This window comes from Ensifer sp. GW101-20A05 (genome assembly GCF_059424735.1).
In genome coordinates this window covers 124,589-143,727 of the sequence record NZ_JBWKZT010000002.1, presented here as the reverse complement: position 1 = coordinate 143,727, position 19,139 = coordinate 124,589, and the positions used below count along the sequence as shown (strand labels likewise).

The window sequence follows — 19,139 nt, the reverse complement described above, 5'->3', positions numbered from 1 at the left end:
GCACGTCCCCTCTCCCCGCCTGCGGGGAGAAGGTTAGGGTGAGGGGGCGCTTCCGCGCCGGCGATTACGCCGCGATGAACTCGTTCCAGCGCTTGATCATGTAACGGTCCTCGTCCATCACAGAGTTCCAGCAGGCGACCTTGCCCATGCGTTCCTCGAACGAGCCGCCGTCGCGCACCGCACCCGCTTTCTCCATGATCTTGCCCTCCGGCGAAAGGATGTCGCCTTGGGCGGGCTTGCCTTCCACCCAGAAACCCCACTCGTCCTCGGACATGAAGCCCTTGGCGGTCTCCATCGCGGCGGAGTAGTAGCCCTGACGGTTGAGGTAGGCGCCGACCCAGCCGGAGAGGTACCAGTTGATGTACTCATAAGCCGCGTCGAGCTGTGCGCCCTGGAGATGGGCGGCAAGCCCGAGGCCGCCGCCCCAGGCGCGATAACCTTCTTTCAGCGGCTGGTACTTGCAGGCGATGCCCTTGGAACGGACGGCGGCGACGGCCGGCGACCACATGGACTGGATGACGACTTCGCCCGAAGCCATCAGGTTGACGCTCTCGTCGAAGGACTTCCAGAAGGCACGGAACTGGCCGTCCTGCTTGGCCTTGATCAGGAAGTCGATCGTCTTGTCGATCTCGTCCGTGGTCATGTTGCCCTTGTCGGCATATTTGATGTTGCCGAGCGCCTCCATGATCATCGCGGCGTCCATGATGCCGATCGAAGGAATGTTGAGGATCGCGGTCTTACCCTTGAACGCCGGGTCCATGATGTCGGCCCAGGTCGAGATCTCGCGCCCGACGAGATCGGGGCGAATGCCGAGCGTGTCGGCGTTGTAGATCGTCGGGATCAGCGTCATCCAGTCGGTCGGCGACTTGGCGAAGGTCTTGGAATCTTGCGCCTCGACGAAGCCGACGGTGTGCGGTGCGGTCCCCTGGGCGACCACGCTTTCGGGTTTCAGCTTGCCGTCGATGAACAGCGGCACGATCTTGTCGAAGTACTTGATCTTTTTCACGTCCATCGGCTGCATCACGCCGGCTGGGAAGACCTTCTTGGCAATCCAGTATTCGATGTCGGCGATGTCGTAGGAATCGGGCTGGGTCACCGCACGCTGGGCGGCGGCGTCGGAATCGGTCGCCGTCATTTCCAAGGTGATGCCGAGGTCCTGTTTGCACTTCTCGGCAATCGCATTGATGTTGGAAACGCCGGTGCCGAACTGGCGAAGCGTGATCGGGTTCTGGGCCCAAATGGTCGGGAAGCCGGTAATGGCACCCGATCCGGCGATGGCGCCGACGGCGGCAGCGCCGGTCTTCAACAACGATCGGCGTGTCAGGCCGGCGCCAGGCTTTTCGGTTTTAGTTTCAGTCGTCATGTGCAGTTCCCCTTCTTGTGATGGTTGATTAGCTCATGCGGAAAGGCGGCCGAGGGGGACGACGTCCTCCAGGGTCCAGCTCAGGGACACCGCGTCACCGACCGCGACAGGCTTCCTGAAATAGTCAGCGTCGCTGACGATCAGCGTGAAGTCGTCGCTGCCGGCACCGATGGCGGTGAGCTTCACCGAGGCGCCGCGGTACTCGATGTTGGAAACCACCGCCTGGAAACCGAGGCCCTTCTCGCCCGGCGGGTCGAGCCGCACGCGATCGGTGCGGATGCCGATGTCGATGGGCCGGCCGACCTCCTGGGCGATGTCGCGCACCGCGAAGGTCTGGCCTTCGGCGGTCTCCATTTCGACGACATCGCCGCTGATCGCGCGGACTTTTCCGGAGAGAACGTTGTGGTCGCCCATGAACCGCGCGACGAAGGCAGTGGCCGGGTGCTCGAACACCGTACGAGGTGCGGCCGCCTGCTCGATCCGGCCGCTGTTCATGACGACAATAAGATCGGCGAGCGCCATCGCCTCTTCCTGGCTATGGGTGACATGCACGAAGGTGATGCCGAGCGTCTTCTGCAGCTTCTTCAATTCCGCCCGCATGCGGATCTTCAGGAACGGGTCGAGCGCCGACAGCGGTTCGTCGAGCAGCAGCGCTTCCGGCTCGGTGATGAGCGCACGGGCGAGTGCCACGCGCTGCTGCTGGCCGCCGGAAAGCTGGGCCGGGCGCCTGGAAGCATAGGCCTCCATCTGCATCAACTTCAGCATCTCGAGTGCCTTGGCGCGGCGCGCGTCGCGTTCTACGCCCTTCATCTTCAGGCTGAAGGCAACGTTGTCGACGAGGTCGAGGTGCGGGAACAACGCATAGGACTGGAACATCATCGCTGTGCTGCGCCTGGCCGGCGGAAAATCGGTGACGACGACGTTGCCGAGCCGCAGGTCGCCTGAGGAGATGCTCTCGTGGCCGGCGATCATGCGCAGCGTCGAGGTCTTGCCGCAGCCCGAAGGGCCGAGGAAGCAGCAATAACTGCCCGCGGGGATCTTCAGGCTGATCGAGTGCACGGCGGTGGTCGCACCGTACATCTTGGAAACGGATACGATATCGATCTCTGCGGCTTTCGACATGAGCGTTCTCCTTGCACCAGAGAAGAAGCATCAATCGTGCCAATTTCGTTCGCCGAGCCTAAGGCTATGTTTTCGCGCGAGAATGGCCGTTTCGGTTGCCGGCTGCAGTCGTTATCGGTTTAGGGCGACTGCTCACGAATTGAGCTTTTCGTCGTCAATATGCGCAAATTATTGTATACAATAGTATGAAATTTTGAGCACACCCACCGCAACGCTTCCATCGGGACGCGCAAGGGTGAACTTCGCGACCGGTTGGCTTTCCTGAAGGTGACGCTTTCATGGAGAAACTGAAAATCAGCTGAGAACGACTGTTACCAAACTGACATGGCAAGCCCCTAAAGACTGCGGCCAACCGCATCGGAGGGGAGAGAAATCCATCCGATGAGGCACGCCTTGAAGCCATCGTCGGAGGCCCGTTCCCATGAAGATCGTCCAGATCAGCGACACCCATCTCAGCCCCTCCAAGAGCCATTTCAACAACAATTGGGAGCCGGTTCGCGCCTGGATCGAGGAAATGGCGCCTGATCTCGTCATCCACACCGGCGACCTCACGATCGACGGCGCCGACCGTGAAGACGACATCACCTTTTCGCTGGGCCTGATCAACCGGCTCTCGATGCCGGTGCTCGTCGTTCCCGGCAATCATGACGTCGGCCATCTGCCGGGCTCGCACCAACCGGTCGACCCGGAGCGTCTTGCCCGCTGGCGCGGACTCGCCGGCCCGGACTACTGGGTCTCCGATCACGGTGATTGGCGACTGGTCGGCTTCAACAGCCTTCTTGTGGGCTTCGAGGACGAGGAAGAGGAGAAGCAATTCGCCTGGCTGGAAGAGCAGTTGCGAGACCGCGACGGGCGCAAGGTGGCGGTCTTTGCCCACAAGCCGCTCTTCGTCGATGGACCGCAGGAAGGCGACACCGGCTACTGGGGCATCCGCCCCCGCCAGCGCCGGCGTCTGTTTGATCTCTTCGCCGCGTCCGGCGTGGCGTTGCATGCAAGCGGCCATCTGCATTGGGCCTGGACGGGGGAACACGCCGGAATGTCGCTCGTCTGGGCGCCGCCGACCTCCTTCATCATCGACACCCTGGAGCGGCCGATGCCGGGCGAACGGCTGGTCGGTGCCGTCGTGCACACGTTCAGCGAAGCCGGCGTCGTGAGCGAGATCGTTGCCGTTCCGGGGCTTGTCAGCCACGTGCTCGATCCGATCGTCGAGGAGGTCTATCCGCTCGCCGCCAAGAAGAAGCTTAAGGTGGAGGCGGCGCAATGAGCGTGCTTTCGCTTGATGGCATCACCAAATCCTATGGCGGCAACGCCATCCTGAAAGGCGTCAGCCTGGAGGCCGAAGTGGGCGAATTCATCGCGCTTGTCGGTCCTTCCGGCTGCGGCAAGAGCACGCTTCTTCGAATCGTGGCCGGGCTTGATCACGGCGATACCGGCGAGATCGTCATCGGTGGCCGCAGCGTCGTGCGCAAGGCTGCGGCCGATCGCAATGTCGCGATGGTGTTTCAGTCCTATGCCCTCTATCCGCACCTGACCGCCGGAGAAAATATCGCTGTGCCGCTCGCCATGCGGCGCCTGACGGCGGCGCAGCGTCTGCCGTTCGTTGGCAATGTCCTGCCGGGGCAGAAACAGATCCGCACCGATATCCAGCGTCAGGTCAAGGAAATGGCTCTGGCGTTGAAGATCGACCACCTGCTTGACCGCAAACCGGGCCAGATGTCGGGCGGCCAGCGCCAGCGCGTGGCGCTCGCCCGCGCCATGGTGCGGCGTCCGGCCGTCTTCCTGATGGACGAGCCGCTCTCCAATCTCGATGCCAACCTGCGCGTCCATGCCCGCGGCGAGATCGTCGATCTCCACCGCCGCGCCGGCGTGCCGACGCTCTATGTCACCCACGACCAGTCGGAAGCGCTGTCGATGGCCGATCGGGTCGCCGTCATGATCGGCGGCAATCTGCTGCAATTGGCGAACCCGAAGGAGATCTACGACAACCCCTCCCATGTCGAAGTCGCGCGCTTCCTCGGCCAGCCGAAGATCAACGTGGTGGAAACCCGCACTGATGCCGCCGGCATCGTCCGCTTCGGTGATCTGGTGCTGATGGCGAACCGGGGGCAGGCACCTGACGCGCCGGTGAAGCTTGCAGTCCGCCCGGAATTCGTTCGCTTTAGTCCGCAAGGTGCCGGCCGGCTGAGCGCGCGGGTCGAGCGGATGGAATTCCTCGGCTCGGAAGTGATCGTCCATGCCCGCCTCGATGCGATCGGCGAGGTGATGACCTCCAAGTCGGCGCCTGCCGAGGCCGCATCGCTTGCGATCGGCCAGCCTGTCGACGTCGAGATCATGCCCGAACGCGCAATGCTCTTCGATCACGAAGGTGCGCGGCTTCCGGCCGAACCGCTTGCTGTTGCGGCGACGCGGGAGAAGATTCATGGCTAGCGTCGCGACCTTCGAAACCGCACTCGCCGAGCCCGCGACGCGCGAGGCCCGCATCGCCTGGCTGCTCGCGCTTCCGGCGATCCTCCTCCTCTTTCTCTTCATCCTGCTGCCGACGCTTGCGGTGATCGTGCTCGGTTTTACCGATTTCGAGCTCGGCTACGGCAGCTTTCGTTTTGTCGGCTTCGAGAATTACGCCGAACTCTTCGGCGACCGCACCTTCCGCCGGTCGCTCTGGAACACCGCGGTCTACACGGCGATCGTCACGCCGGTCTCGATCGTTCTGGCGCTTGCGATCGCCATGCTGATCGAAGCGGAAACCAAGGGCCGGGCTTTCTTCCGCACGGTCTATTTTCTGCCGGTCGCCTCGCTGCTCGTCGCCATGGCGACCGTTTGGCAGTTCCTCTTCCATCCGACCATCGGCCCGATCAACACCTTCCTTGCCCTCTTCGGCATTGCCGGCCCCAACTGGCTCGGCGCCTCCGGCACGGTGCTCTACGGCCTCTCGATCATCGGCGTCTGGCAGTCGGTCGGCTTCAACATGGTGCTGTTCCTCGCAGGTCTCACCGCCATCCCGCGGGAGCTCTATTCAGCGGCCGAAGTCGACGGTGCGAGATCCTGGTTCGACCGCTTTCGCCTGGTGACCTGGCCAATGCTTGGGCCGACGACGCTGTTTGTCACCACCATCAGTATCATCAATTCGGTGAAGGTCTTCGAGACGGTGAAGACGCTGACCGAGGGCGGGCCAAACAAGGCATCGGAAGTGCTGCTCTTCACCATCTACCAGGAGGGCTTCGTCTACCTGCGCGTCGGCTACGCCTCGGCGATGACCGTCGTCTTCCTCTTGATCCTCGTCGTCCTGATGTTCCTGCAGTACCGCGTGCTCGACCGGAAGGTGCACTACGCATGATCACGAACGCTCTTTCCGTCGCCCGTATCGTCCGCCTCGCGGTCCTGTCGCTTGGCGCGCTGCTCTTCCTCGCGCCCTACATCTTCATGGTCTCGACCGCGGGCAAGGCGCAAAGCGAGATCTTCTCCTCGTCGCTGTCGCTGATCCCGGAGCAGTGGTCCTACATCGAGAACTTCTCCAAGGCTCTGTCGCGCGTCTCGATGACGACCCTGCTTTTCAACGGCGTTGTCGTCTGCGCACTGATCTTCGTCATCCAGATCGTCGTCGCCATTCCGTGCGCCTATGCCATGGCGAAGCTGAAGTTTCGCGCGGCCCGCGCCATGATGGTGCTGGTCATGCTCGGACTGCTGGTACCGATCCATGCGACGGCGCTGCCGATCTATGTCGCTTTCGACAAGCTGTCGGTGCTGAACAGCTACGCAGCACTTGTGGCGCCGTTCTCGATCTCGGTCTTTGCGATCTTCCTGTTCCTGCAGTTCTTCCGCGCCATGCCCGACGACCTGATCCACGCAGCAAGGCTCGACGGCATGTCGGAGGCGGGCATCGTCGCACGGGTCATCGTGCCGAACGCCTGGCCAGCGATCACCGCCTTTGCGATCTTCTCGGTGGTCGCCCACTGGAACGACCTCTTCTGGCCGCTGATCGTCGTCACCAACCAGGACTACGCGACTCCGCCGCTCGGCCTTCTCTTTTTCCGCGCGGCTGAAGCCGGCGACGACTACGGCGCGCTGATGGCGGCGACCCTCATCATTACCCTTCCCCTCGTTTCTGCATTTCTGCTGGCGCAGAAGCGCTTCGTCGAGGGCATCACCATGACCGGTCTCAAAGGCTGAACGGTCCAACCTGGAGCGCACCCCATGAAACATCTGAGACAGCTTTTCACCGCGGCTGCCGCATCGCTGATGCTCGCAGCCCCTGCCTACGCCGAGACCCAGCTTACGGTCCACTATCCGATGCCCGGGTTCTTCAAGGACGTGATGGACACGATCTCGAAGAAGTTCATGGAAGAAAACCCCGACATCAAGATCACCTTCGCCAACCCGTCGGCCACCTATGAGGAAGGCATCCAGACGATCATGCGTCAGGCAGGCACGGCCGAGATGCCCGATCTGACCTTCATCGGCCTCAACCGCCTGCGCATGGTCAACGAGCGCGACATCCCCGTCGATCTCGGCCCGTTCATTGCCAGGGACGGCAATATGGCCGAGCAGGGCTTTTCAGAAAACATCCTGAAGCTCGCCCAGGTGGGCGGCAAGCAGGTGGGCCTTGCCTTCGCCACCTCCAACCCGATCATGTACTACAATGCCGATCTGGTGCGCAAAGCCGGCGGTGACCCGGACAGCCCGCCGAAGACCTGGGACGAGGTCATCGCGCTCGGGGCAAAGATCAAGGCGCTCGGCGACGGCAACGAGGGCATCGACTTCCGCTGGCAGGGCGACGACTGGATGTTCTCCGCACTGCTCTTCGGCGCCGGCGGCGACATGCTGAGTGCAGACGAGAGCAAGGTTGCCTTCAACGGGCCGGAGGGCCAGAAGGCCGTCGACGTGCTCGACCGCATGGTCAAGGAAGGTGGGCTGCCGGTTCTGACCAAGCAGGCTGGCGAGCAGGCCTTCGTTGCCGGCAAGATCGGCTTTGCGTTCCAGACGACCGGGGCGCTGCGCAACACGATCAAGAATGTTGGCGGCAAGTTCGACCTGCGCACCGCGCACATTCCGCTGATCGATCCGGTAAACGGCAAGCTGCCGACCGGCGGCAATGCCGTCGTCATCCTGACGCGCGATGCCGAAAAGCAGGAAGCGGCCTGGAAATTCGCGAAGTTCGCCGCCGGCCCCTATGGCGCCTCGGTCGTCGTTCCCGGTACCGGCTACGTGCCGAACAACGAGCTCGCCGCCAAGTCGCCGGAGTATCTCGCCAACTTCTACAAGGAAAACCCGTTGTTCCGCGCCGGTCTCGAGCAGATGCCGCTGATGCGCCCCTGGTATGCCTTCCCCGGCAGCAACGGCGTGAAGGTCACGCAGACGATCGTCGAGAACCTGTCGCGCATCGTTGAGCAGTCGACGACGCCGAAGGAAGCGCTGGACGAGGCTGCAGCCGAAGTCGAAAGCCTGCTGCCGCGTAGCTGATACTATTTCCTTGATGATTGTCGCCGCCCCGGAGGAAATCCCGCGGGCGGCGTTCCTGTGTCGCTCAGACGAGGTGGCGAACGGTCCCGCCCGCGTAGAGGCGGCAGTCGAGGTTGAGATGGTGGCAGCCGGAGGCGTTCTCGGCCATGTCGAGCAATAGCGCCGCCGCCGCAAGCCCCATGTCTCCGTCGGGCATCGCTATCGTGGTGAGTGTTGGGCTCATCAATCGCCCGAGGGCGATGCCGTCGAAGCCGGCGACCGAGACATCATCCGGTACGGAAAGGCCTTCGCGTCGGAGCGCCGCGATTACGCCGAGGGCGAGAAGGTCGTTGGAGGCGATGATCGCCGTCGGGCGGTGATGCGCGAGGACCGCCGCGAGGTCGAGGTTCTCGTAACCGTCGACGAAGGGGATCTCGACAGCCTCCATCGGCTGGACGCCCGCCTCCTGCATGGCGGCGGAATATCCGTCGTAACGCAGGCGCGCCCGGTCGGAGGAGTGGAAATGGCCGGTGACCACGACAATGCGATGATGCCCATGCGCAAGGATATGCCGGGTCAATTCGTAGCCTGCGCGGTAATTGTCGACCGTGACGGCGGCGGCGAAGCGGGCGACGGGGCGGTTGTTGAGAAGCACCGTCGGTGGCAGTGCCGCCGAAAGCGCTTCGCTGGTGCGGGCGTCGCAGAGTGTCAGGATCAGTCCGGTCGGGCGCTGCTCGAGCAGCGAGCGCACGGCGCGCGCCTCGAGTGCGGGATCATAATTCGATTGCGCGATCAGAACGCCATGGCTTGCTACCTGCATGCGGTGCTGGATGCCGGCAAGCGAGGCGGCGAAGACCGGGTTGGTGACGCTCGGCACCAGCACGCCGACGACCGGTTGGCTGCGGCTGGCGGTGCGCCCCGCGGCCGTCGCCGGCCGATAGCCGAGCTCGGCGGCGGCCCGACGCACGCGCCGTACCATCTCGTCGCTGACGGGGCCTTCGCCGTTGAGCACGCGCGAGACGGTCGCCAGCGAGCAGCCGGCATGAAAGGCGATCTGTTGCAGGGTGGCCATCGCTGCCCTCTAGCCGATCCCCGTGACAGCAGATTGAAGGCCACCCCTCGCTGTTTTTTCACATCGCGCATGAATTATTATTCATGCCATGAATTATATTGACAGACGGTGAGTCCGCGGCTTTAATCGCAATCGTCGGAAGTCGAGGAGGAGTTCCGGCGAACTCACATATTCAGCGGCCGCAAACAGGCGGTCCATCGGTTTTTGGGAGGGGCTTCGGCCCCGAGGAGGAACGCGTGCGCAAATTTTTCAGCACGACCGCTCTGGCGGTCATTGCAACGTCATTCTGGGCCGGTTCGGCAAGCGCCGAAACGACAAACCCGTTTCGCTGCCAGCCCGGCGAAAAATACGTCATGAACGTCATGGTATCCGGCGTCGAATACTGGTTCCCGGTCTATGAGATGTTCAAGCAGGCCGGCCAGCAGTTCGGCTGCGAGACCGAATATACCGGCACGCCGGAGTATGACGTCAACAAGCAGATCGCCACCTTCGACCAGGCGCTCGCCCAGAATCCGGCCGGGATACTGGTGCACCCGATGAACTCCGATCCGTTCATCGAGCCGATCAACCGGGCGATCGACCAGGGCACGGCCGTCGTCACCTTCGCCGCGGACTCGCCGCTGTCGAAGCGTGTTTCCTTCATCACCTCGGACAACAGCCGCGAAGGCACCTACGCCGCCGACGCGATCGCCGAGAAGATGGGCGGCAAGGGCGAGTACGCGGTTCTCGAAAACCCCGGCCAGGACAACCACGACAAGCGCATCACCGCCTTCGTCAATCGCATGGCCGAGAAGTGGCCTGACATGAAGCTCGTCGGCCGCGCCGCCTCGAACCAGGATCCGAACAAGGCCTATCAGGGCCTGATGAGCATCATCCAGGCCAATCCGAACCTCGGCGCAGTCTTCATGCCGGAAGCGAACTCTGCCATCGGTGCGGCCCAGGCCAGCAAGGAAAGCGGCGGCAAGGTGCTCGTCATGTGCGCCGACGTCAACGCCAACATCCTCGACATGATCAAGGCCGGCGAAGTCTTCGGCTCCATCAACCCGAACCAGGGCATGCAGGGCTATATGGGCTTCATGCTGCTGTGGATGGCCAAGCACCCGGAACTGATCGACCCGATGAACGACGCCAAGCGCGCCGGCTTCAACCCGATGAGCATCCCCTTCGTCGACAATGGTCTCTCGATCGTCACAGCCGAGAATGCCGACGACTTCTACTGGGACAAGTACCTGAAGCGTCGTGGTACCAAGGGTATCGACGAGTAAGGGCGAAAAATGGCTGCCCGGTCCGCTCCGGGCAGCCAATGATACGGGTGGAGGACGGCATGACAGCACAACCGGTTCTGGAGGTCCGGCGCGTCACCAAGCATTTCGGTGCGGTGAAGGCGTTGACCGAGGTGAATTTCCAGCTGGAGCGGGGAGAAATCCACGCGCTCTGCGGCGAAAACGGCGCCGGCAAATCCACGCTGATGAACATCATTGCCGGTGTGCTGCAGCCGAACGAGGGCGAGATCCTCGTTGACGGAGCACCTGTCAAAATAGGCTCTCCGGCGATCGCCCAGACGCTCGGGATCGGCCTCGTCCACCAGGAGATCGCGCTCTGCCCGGACGCGACGGTGGCAGAAAACATGTTCATGGCCGCCACCAATCGCCGCCGCTCGCCGCTGATGAATTACGGCGCGCTTGAGCGCGAGGCGCAAGGTGTGATGAACCGGCTGGCACCGATCGACGTCCGCCGGAAGGTCGCCGACCTCGGCATTTCCAGCCAGCAACTCGTCGAGATCGCCAAGGCGCTGACGCTCGACTGCCGCGTGCTGATCCTCGACGAACCGACGGCGGCGCTGACGGAAGCGGAAGCCCAGGCGCTGTTCGGCATCGTCCGCGATCTCAAGGCCGCGGGCATTTCGATCATCTATATCAGCCACCGCATGGCGGAGATCTTTTCGCTCTGCGATCGGGTCACCGTGTTTCGTGATGGTCGCCATGTGGTCACCGAGAAGATTGCGGACGTCACGCCTGATGACGTCGTGCGCCGCATGGTCGGCCGCGAGATCAGCCAGCTCTATCCGCCGAAACAGGCGCCGGAAGCGCGCTCGGGCGAACCCATCCTTTCGGTCCGCAACTTGAGCGACGGCGACCGCATCGACAGTGTTTCCTTCGATCTGAAGCGCGGCGAAATCCTCGGCATCGGCGGCCTGATCGGTTCGGGGCGCACCGAAATCGCCGAAGCGATCTGTGGTCTGCGGGCGAAATCGACGGGCGAGGTCGCTCTGCGCGGAAAGCCGCAGCGCATCGCCAATTACCGCGACGCGGTCAACGCCGGCATCGTCTACCTCTCCGAGGATCGCAAGGGCTCAGGCGTCTTCATCGACCTGTCGATCGCCCAGAATATCTCGGTCCTCGATCTGAAAACGCTGACTGGCCCGCTCGGATTGTTGAATTCCAGGGCCGAGGCCGATCTGGCGCGTGAGTTCGTCCGCCGCCTTGGCGTGCGCATGGGCGGCATCGACATGCCGGTCTCGTCGCTTTCGGGCGGTAACCAGCAGAAGGTGGCGATCGCCAAGCAGCTGGCCGTCCGCCCCCAGGTGATCCTGATGGACGAGCCGACGCGGGGCATCGACGTCGGCGCGAAATCCGAGATCCACCGGTTGCTGCGCGAGCTTGCGGAAACCGGCATCGGCATCGTCGTGATCTCGTCGGAACTGCCGGAGCTGCTCGGACTCTGTGACCGGGTGCTGGTCATCCGCGAGGGCACGATTGCTGGCGCACTCGATGACACTGAAATGAGCGAGGAGGCGGTGATCCGCCTGGCGTCCGGCGTGACGCCGACGGATCGGATCGCGGCAGGCAGGGCAGCAAATGTCGCCTGAAAGAACGGAAAGAGCCGAGGAGGCGGAAATGGCAGTTGATACGATGGTTGCAACCGAGAGGGCGGTGCCGGCCTGGAAGCGCATTGGCACGATGCGCGAAGCCGGGCTGATCGCGATCATCCTGGCGCTTGGGCTCGTCATGAGCTTCGCATCGCCGCATTTTCTCACCTTCGGCAACATGCGCGCCATGCTGATGAGCTTCTCGGTCGAAGGCATCGTCGTCGTCGGCATGACGATCCTCTTGATCGTCGGCGGCATCGACCTTGCCGTCGGCTCGGTGGTCTGCTTCGCCATGGTGCTTGCCGGTTCGCTGTTTCTTGCCGGCGTCGATCCCTGGACGGCCTCGCTGGTCGGCATCCTCGCCAGCAGCATGATCGGCATGATCATGGGCTTCTTCGTCACCGTCGTCGGGCTCAACCACTTCATCACATCGCTGGCAGCGATGGTCATCGTGCGCGGCCTTTGCCTCGTCATCACCAAGGGCACGCCGCTGTCGCTCTTCACGCTGCCGGCCTCGTTCAAGGCGGTGGGGCAGGGCACCTTCCATGGTGTCCCCTATGTCATCCTGATCTTCGTCGCCGTCGTCATGCTCTTCGATTTCCTGCTCCGTCGGGCAACCGCCTTCCGCAAGGTGTTCTATACCGGTAGCAACGAGAAGGCGGCGCTCTACTCTGGCATCAAGACCAAGCAGGTGAAGTTCTGGGTGACGGTGCTCTGCTCGACGCTCGCCGGTGTCGCCGGCGTCATCTACATGTCGCGCTTCGGAGCCGCGACGCCGACCTTCGGCGTCGGCATGGAGCTCAACATCATTGCGGCGGCCGTCATCGGCGGCGCCTCGCTCAACGGCGGCTCGGGCACGATCCTCGGCGCCATTCTCGGCATCGCGCTGCTTTCGGTCGTCACCAGTTCGTTGATCCTGCTCGACGTGTCCGTCTATTGGCAGGACATGATCAAAGGCTGCATTCTCTTAGCTGCCGTTTCCATCGACCACTTGCTGCACAAGCGGAAGGCCGTCTGAACATGCCGATTGCCAAATCCACGCTGTCCCCGGTTTCGAATGCGCGCGAAGAACTTGTCGTCGCAAGGCAGATGCACCAGGCGCTCGTCCTGCATTTCCTCGAAGGGCTGACCCAGTCGCAGATCGCCGACCGGCTCGGCATTTCGCAGCCGACCGTCAATCGGCTGATCAAGCGCGGCCGCCAGCTCGGCCTGGTCGAGATCAAGATCAAATCGCCGATCGAGCCGCTGGTCGACATGGAAGAGCAGCTGCTGGCGATCGGCGGCATCCGCCGTGCGATCGTCGTGCCCACTGTCTCCGACAACCAGCAGACCGCCCTTCAGGCGGTCGGCGAGGCGGCGGCGCGTCTGCTGCTCGAAGAGATCGGCGATGGTGACACCATCTGCATCACCGGCGGCAAGGGCGTCAGCGCCGTCGTTGCCGGGCTGCAGGCACCGCGCCGCTTCGATGTCGAGGTCATCCCGGCGACCGGCTGCGTCCAGGGCAAGCACTATACCGACGTCAACCACGTCTCGACGCTGATGGCCGACCGGCTCGGCGGCCGGTCCTTTCAGATCCATGCGCCGCTTTTTGCCGACAGCGCTGCCGAGCGGGCGATGCTGATCAATATGCGCGCGGTGGCCGACGTTTTCGGCAGGGCGCGAGAGGCGAAGGTCGCGGTGGTTGGCATCGGTTCGATCCTGTCAGACGATTCGAGCTACTACGACCTGCATCCGTCATCGAGCACCGACCGGGCGGCGATCGAGCGCTCCGGCGCGAGCTGCGAACTGCTCGCCCATCTGCTCGATGAACAGGGCCGCGTCTGCGACTACAGCCTCAACCGTTCGCTGGTGTCGCTGACGCTTGAGGAGTTTGCCTCGATCCCGACGAAGATCGGAGTGGCAAGCGGCCCGAACAAGGCCGGGCCGATCCTCAGCGTCATGCGCGGGCGGCATCTCGATACACTGGTGACGGACGAGGCGACCGGTGAGCGTGTGCTCGCCATGGCAAGCGAAAAGGGACTTCTGGCATGAGTGGGGAACAGTTGATGCGCGAGATCGGCCGATCGGGCGGGAAGGCTTCGGCCGTCGGGCTCGGCACCTGGGCGATCGGCGGCTGGATGTGGGGCGGCACCGACGAGCGGGAATCGATCGCCGCGATCCAGGCCTCGCTCGACGCCGGCGTGACGCTGATCGACACGGCGCCCGCCTACGGCCTCGGGCGTTCGGAAGAAATCGTCGGCAAGGCGCTTGCCGGCCGGCGCGACAAGGCCATCATCGCCACCAAATGCGGTCTCGTCTGGCATACGGACAAGGGGCGGCACTTCTTCGACCAGGACGGCAAGCCGGTGCATCGCTACCTCGGCCGCGACGCCATCCACCATGAGGTCGAGCAGAGCCTGAAGCGGCTCGGCACCGACTATATCGACCTCTACATCACCCACTGGCAGGACCCGACGACGCCGATTGAGGAAACCATGGCCGCCCTCGAAGAGCTGCGCCAGGCGGGCAAGATCAGGGCGATCGGCGCCAGCAATGTCGGCCGCGGCGAACTGGAACAATACATCGCAATCGGCGGGCTTGATGCGATCCAGGAACGCTTCAGCATGATCGATCGCGAGATCGAAGCCGATCTTTTGCCACTGACGAGGCGCAACGGCGTCGCGACGCTCAGCTATTCCTCGCTGGCGCTCGGTCTTCTTTCGGGCGGCATCGGGCCGGAGCGCGTCTTCTCGGGCGACGACCAGCGGCGCGATAATCCACGTTTCTCCGTCGGCAATCGCGAGAAGGTCGCAGCCTTTGCCAAGTCGATCCGGTCGATCGCCGAGAAACATGGCGCGACGATTGCCCAGATCGTGATTGCCTGGACGCTGGCACAGGAGGGCGTGACCTTCGCGCTCTGCGGTGCACGCAATCCGGGCCAGGCGCTCGACAATGCCCGAGCGGGTACGATCCGGCTCGACGAAGAAGACCTTAAGGGAATCGACGCGGCGATCGCGGCGAAGCTCGTCAACATGGACAGGTAACGGGCTGGCATCATGAACCGTGAAGAGATTTTCAACAGGCTCGTAGAGAGCCCGAAGGTGGACGTGTGCGTCCTCGGCGGCGGCATCAACGGCCTCAGCGTCTTTCGAGAGCTGGCGCTGCAAGGGATAAACGTGCTGCTCGTCGAGAAGCACGACTACTGTTCGGGCGCCAGTGCTGCGCTGTCGCGCATGGTGCATGGCGGCCTTCGCTATCTCGAAAACGGCGAGTTCAGCCTGGTGCGGGAATCGCTCGTCGAGCGTGACCGGTTGCTCAAGAACGCGCCGCATTACGTGGCGCCGCTTCCAACGACGGTGCCGATCTTCGATATTTTTTCCGGTCTCGCCAACGGGGCCGTGCGGTTTATGGGCCTGACCCGCCGTCCGAGCCGTCGCGGCGCCGTTGCGGTCAAGCTGGGCCTCGGTATCTATGATTTCCTGACGCGCAAGCGGGCCCTGATGCCGAAGCACGCCTTTCGAGGCCGGCGCGCGACGCTTGCCCGTTGGCCGGCGCTCAATCCCGACATCAAGAGTTCTGCCACCTACTACGACGCCTGGGTCAGCCAGCCGGAGCGTCTCGGTCTCGAGCTCCTGAAGGACGGACTTGCTGCCGGCCCACATGCCCATGCGCTCAACTATGCCGAACTGGTCCTTGCGGCGCCCGGGCGATACGAGCTGAAGGACGGTGTCAGCGGCGCGGTCGTTACGATCGAGCCCACGCTTATCATCAACGCCACTGGCGGCTGGATCGATATCGCCAACGGAGCGCTATTTCCCTCGACGTCAAAGCCGGCGCCGCTGATGGGCGGCACCAAGGGATCGCATCTCATCATCGACAACCCGGCGCTGATGGAAGCGCTCGACGGCCATATGATCTATTATGAGAACGAGGATGGCCGCATCTGCATCCTCTTTCCCTATCTCGGCAAGGTGCTGGTGGGCTCGACCGATATCCGCGTCGACGACCCGGAAACGGTGCGCTGCGAACCGGACGAGCGTGACTACATCCTGCAGTCGCTCGCCTGGGTTCTGCCTGATATCAAGATCCGGCGGGAGGAGGTGGTCTTCCAGTTCTCGGGCGTGCGGCCGCTGCCGGCAAGCGAGGACAGTTTTACCGGACGCATCCCGCGCGACCATTTCTGCACCTTCGTCGAAGCAGTCGACGATGGCCCGCCGGTGCTGTGCATGATCGGCGGCAAGTGGACGACCTTCCGCTCCTTCGGCGAAATGGCGGCAGATCTCACATTGGAGCGTCTAGGCCGGGCGCGCCGTGTCAGTACCGGCGAACGCGCCATTGGCGGCGGGCGGCAGTATCCGTCCGATCGCGATACATGGATCGACGACGTCGCGGCATCCACCGGACTTTCGCGCGAGCGCATGCGCACGCTGTTTACGCGTTATGGAACGGGCTCGAGGCAGATCGCCGATTTCATCGCTGGCGGTGCCGATCACGCCTTGCCATATCCGGATTACTCCGCGCGGGAGCTGCAGTTCCTGGTCCGCAACGAGGCCGTCGAGCATCTCGACGATCTCCTGCTGCGCCGCACGACGCTGGCGATATCTGGCGAACTCTCGCTCGACATGGCCGACGCCGCACTCGCCTTGCTCGCGAGCGAAAAACACTGGTCGTTGCCCCTCGCCGATCACGAGCGCAAACGCTTTCTCACCCTCCTCGCCGAGCGCCATGGCGTCGACGAGGAAACCCTTTCCGCACGGAATGAACAAAGGAGTGCATTATGCGAAACAACAGCAAGGTCCGGATGAACCGTCTTTTCGGTGGTGGACGTTGCCTCGATGTCGCGATCGATCACGGCGTCTGCAATGAACCGTCCTTCCTCAATGGTCTCGAAGACATGTCCGCCGTGGTGAAGGCTCTGGTTGCGGCGGCACCGGACGCGATCCAGATGAACTATGGCCAGGCTGACCTCTTGCAGGACGTGCCCGGCAAGGACAAGCCGGCGCTCGTCATGCGTCTCGACATGGGCAACCCCTATAACCGCATCCGCCACCGGCACATGTGGGCGGTGCTGCAGAACGAGGCCGAGCCGCTGATCGGCGCGCTGGCGATGGACGCCGCCTGCGTCGTCGTCAACCTGTTCATGCTGCCGGACGAGCCCGATCTCTTCCGCCAATGCGTCGCCAATATCTCGCGGGTGCGGGCCGATTGCGACAAATACGGCATGCCGCTGATGATCGAGCCCCTGGTCATGCAGCCGGTGACCGAACAGGGCGGTTACATGGTCGATGGCGATGCCGAGAAGATCGTGACCCTGACCCGGCTTGCGCGCGAGATGGGAGCCGATATCGTCAAGGCGGACCCGACCACCAACGCGGAAGATTTCCACAGGGTCGTCGAGGCGGCGCGCTGCCCGGTCCTGGTGCGCGGCGGCGGCAAAGAAGATCTGCGCAACGTCTTTGCCAAATCGGCGGCCTTGATGCGCCAGGGCGCAATGGGCATGGTCTATGGCCGCAACATCTACCAGCACGCCAATCCGAGCGCCGTCGTGCGCGGGCTGATGGCGATCATCCATGAGGATGCGGGCGGCGAAGAAGCTTACGCGCTCTATCAGCGCGGCTGAGATTGGCTGGGACGGCATCGCGCCTCAGGGCGCGACGCCTCTTGTGACAGGGTGGAGCGCGTCGCCGTGGAGGACAGCGGCGACGTCTCGGTCGAACGGATTTAGAACCTTGGGAGGGGTTCGCGCATGGGAGAGTATCTGCTCGGGATCGACGCCGGGAACACCGTGATCAAGGCGGTGCTATTTGACCGAGAGGGCAACGAGATCGCGATGGCCGCTGAGGAAGGGCATAGCCAGGTTCCGACGCCCGGCCATGTCGAGCGAGGGCTCGGTGAGCTCTGGAGCCACGCAAAGGTGGTGATCCGCGCCTGTATCGAGCGTGCCGGTATCCGTGCTGATGAGATCGCTGCGATCGGCTGCGCCGGGCATGGCAACGGCCTCTATGCGCTCGATCGTAGCGGCGCGCCTTTGATCGGCATCCAGTCGCTCGATACCCGCGCAGCCGGCCTCGTGGAGGAATGGCAAGCCGAAGGCGTCGGCCAGCGCACCTATCCGATCGCCGGGCAGCGGCCCTGGCCATCGCAGACGCCGACGCTGCTTGCCTGGCTGAAACGCTTTCGCCCGGACCTCTTCGCTAAGATCGGCACGGTGTTTCTTTGCAAGGACTTCGTCGTCAATCGCCTGACCGGTGCCCGCGTCAGCGACGTCTCCGACATGAGTGGAGCGGGGCTGCTCGACGTCGCCGGGCGACGTTATGACGATGGGCTGATGAAGGCCTATGGCCTTCACGACTGCATGGATCTGTTGCCCGATCTCGCCGAAAGCGACGCGATCGTTGGAAGGGTGAGTGAAGAGGCAGCCGTGCAAACGGGACTGGCGGCCGGTACGCCTGTTGTCGGCGGCCTCTTCGACGTCGTCGCCTCGGCGATAGGATCCGGCGTGACAAAGACCGGAGCGGCCTCGATCATTGCCGGTACCTGGAGCATCAACCAGGTCATCATCGAAAAGCCGGACGTCAGCAATCCGATCTTCATGTTCTCGACCTTCGATCGAAACCGCTACATGGCGATCGAGGCGAGCGCGACGTCTGCCGCCAATCTCGAATGGCTGGTACGGGAACTGTTTCCACACGACGGCAAGGACGGCCGCTCACCCTTCGATCTGTGCTGCCAATTGGCGGCCGAGGTCGCGCCTGCGGCGAACGATCCGCTCTACCACCCGTTTCTCTATGGAGCGCAGCAGGATGGCAACGCGCGGGCGGGTTTCTACGGTGTCGCCGGCTGGCACACCAAGGGCCATCTGGTCCGTGCCGTGCTCGAAGGCGTCGCCTTCGGACATCGGCAGCACATCGCGACTATGCGAGCTGCAGGCGCGGGTTTCGACGAGGCGGTGCTCTCAGGCGGCGGATCGCGCAGCCTGATCTGGCCGCAGATCTTTGCGGATGTGCTTGATGTGCCGGTGACGGTCGCGCGTTCGCGCGAGACCGGCGCGCTTGGTGCTGCGATCACCGCGGGTGCCGGCATCGGTCTCTTTGTGGACATTTCCGCCGGAGCTGCGGCGATGGTGCAAACCGACCGCCACTACCGACCGAATGCCGCGCTCGGTGCACACTATGACCGGCGCTTCGCGATCTACGGTGAGATCGCCGCCGCCATGGCGCCGATCTGGCGCCGGCTGGCGACATCAGAGCCGTTGGCGAGGGAAGCGGCGGAGTGATCCGATTTCGGCGTGACGCCCT

The 19,139-nt window shown here is 63.5% G+C and carries 16 protein-coding genes; 13 read left to right on the top strand and 3 right to left on the bottom strand.

Translation table 11 applies throughout. The annotated features are described in order from the left end of the window. Positions 1–64: 64 nt before the first annotated feature. On the bottom strand, positions 65–1,363 hold the full coding sequence (locus AC070A_RS05730; RefSeq protein ID WP_057251808.1) for an ABC transporter substrate-binding protein: 1,299 nt from the start codon (positions 1,361–1,363) through the stop codon (positions 65–67). Positions 1,364–1,396: 33 nt separating this feature from the next. Further along, on the bottom strand, positions 1,397–2,485 hold the full coding sequence (locus tag AC070A_RS05725) for an ABC transporter ATP-binding protein (protein ID WP_113132486.1): 1,089 nt from the start codon (positions 2,483–2,485) through the stop codon (positions 1,397–1,399). A 421-nt stretch (positions 2,486–2,906) separates the two neighbouring features. On the opposite strand from AC070A_RS05725, the gene AC070A_RS05720 reads away from it, so the two are divergent. Genes AC070A_RS05720 through AC070A_RS05700 form a run of 5 tightly spaced genes read left to right on the top strand, consistent with a single transcriptional unit; the run spans position 2,907 to position 7,942 of the window. After that, complete coding sequence (locus tag AC070A_RS05720; RefSeq protein ID WP_057251806.1) at positions 2,907–3,749, top strand: metallophosphoesterase family protein; 843 nt, start codon at positions 2,907–2,909, stop codon at positions 3,747–3,749. Further along, positions 3,746–4,912: an ABC transporter ATP-binding protein gene (locus tag AC070A_RS05715; RefSeq protein ID WP_057251805.1), complete on the top strand. Its 1,167-nt coding sequence runs from the start codon at positions 3,746–3,748 to the stop codon at positions 4,910–4,912. The genes AC070A_RS05720 and AC070A_RS05715 overlap by 4 nt, the downstream gene beginning before the upstream one ends. Continuing rightward, a complete protein-coding gene (locus tag AC070A_RS05710; protein WP_058329780.1) occupies positions 4,905–5,819 on the top strand; it encodes a carbohydrate ABC transporter permease in 915 nt (304 codons plus the stop codon). Before AC070A_RS05715 ends, AC070A_RS05710 begins: the two co-directional genes overlap by 8 nt. Then, entirely contained in the window at positions 5,816–6,652 is an 837-nt protein-coding gene (locus tag AC070A_RS05705; protein ID WP_057251803.1) for a carbohydrate ABC transporter permease, read from the top strand. Before AC070A_RS05710 ends, AC070A_RS05705 begins: the two co-directional genes overlap by 4 nt. Before the next feature lie 24 nt (positions 6,653–6,676). Then, positions 6,677–7,942, top strand: a complete 1,266-nt coding sequence (locus AC070A_RS05700) for an ABC transporter substrate-binding protein (RefSeq protein ID WP_113479253.1) — start codon at positions 6,677–6,679, stop codon at positions 7,940–7,942. 64 nt (positions 7,943–8,006) lie between these two features. Here the strand turns inward: AC070A_RS05700 and AC070A_RS05695 are convergent, their stop codons facing one another. Next, complete coding sequence (locus tag AC070A_RS05695; RefSeq protein ID WP_113132484.1) at positions 8,007–8,993, bottom strand: substrate-binding domain-containing protein; 987 nt, start codon at positions 8,991–8,993, stop codon at positions 8,007–8,009. Between the two features lie 236 nt (positions 8,994–9,229). Here AC070A_RS05695 and AC070A_RS05690 point away from each other — a divergent pair, with 236 nt between their 5' ends. From AC070A_RS05690 to AC070A_RS05655, 8 genes are all read left to right on the top strand, one after another. Next, entirely contained in the window at positions 9,230–10,258 is a 1,029-nt protein-coding gene (locus tag AC070A_RS05690) for a substrate-binding domain-containing protein (RefSeq protein WP_057251800.1), read from the top strand. Between the two features lie 59 nt (positions 10,259–10,317). Beyond that, the gene (locus AC070A_RS05685; protein ID WP_057251799.1) at positions 10,318–11,862 is read left to right on the top strand and encodes a sugar ABC transporter ATP-binding protein; all 1,545 of its coding nucleotides are present in this window, start codon (positions 10,318–10,320) and stop codon (positions 11,860–11,862) included. Between the two features lie 28 nt (positions 11,863–11,890). Continuing rightward, the gene (locus AC070A_RS05680; protein WP_113132483.1) at positions 11,891–12,880 is read left to right on the top strand and encodes an ABC transporter permease; all 990 of its coding nucleotides are present in this window, start codon (positions 11,891–11,893) and stop codon (positions 12,878–12,880) included. A 2-nt stretch (positions 12,881–12,882) separates the two neighbouring features. Further along, positions 12,883–13,893: a sugar-binding transcriptional regulator gene (locus AC070A_RS05675; RefSeq protein ID WP_057251797.1), complete on the top strand. Its 1,011-nt coding sequence runs from the start codon at positions 12,883–12,885 to the stop codon at positions 13,891–13,893. Beyond that, complete coding sequence (locus tag AC070A_RS05670; protein WP_113132482.1) at positions 13,890–14,885, top strand: aldo/keto reductase; 996 nt, start codon at positions 13,890–13,892, stop codon at positions 14,883–14,885. Before AC070A_RS05675 ends, AC070A_RS05670 begins: the two co-directional genes overlap by 4 nt. A gap of 12 nt (positions 14,886–14,897) precedes the next feature. Beyond that, positions 14,898–16,646, top strand: a complete 1,749-nt coding sequence (locus AC070A_RS05665) for a glycerol-3-phosphate dehydrogenase/oxidase (RefSeq protein WP_113132481.1) — start codon at positions 14,898–14,900, stop codon at positions 16,644–16,646. Continuing rightward, entirely contained in the window at positions 16,619–17,461 is an 843-nt protein-coding gene (locus AC070A_RS05660) for a class I fructose-bisphosphate aldolase (protein WP_057251794.1), read from the top strand. The genes AC070A_RS05665 and AC070A_RS05660 overlap by 28 nt, the downstream gene beginning before the upstream one ends. 126 nt (positions 17,462–17,587) lie before the next feature. Further along, positions 17,588–19,117, top strand: a complete 1,530-nt coding sequence (locus tag AC070A_RS05655) for an FGGY-family carbohydrate kinase (RefSeq protein ID WP_113132480.1) — start codon at positions 17,588–17,590, stop codon at positions 19,115–19,117. The last annotated feature ends 22 nt before the right edge of the window (positions 19,118–19,139 follow it).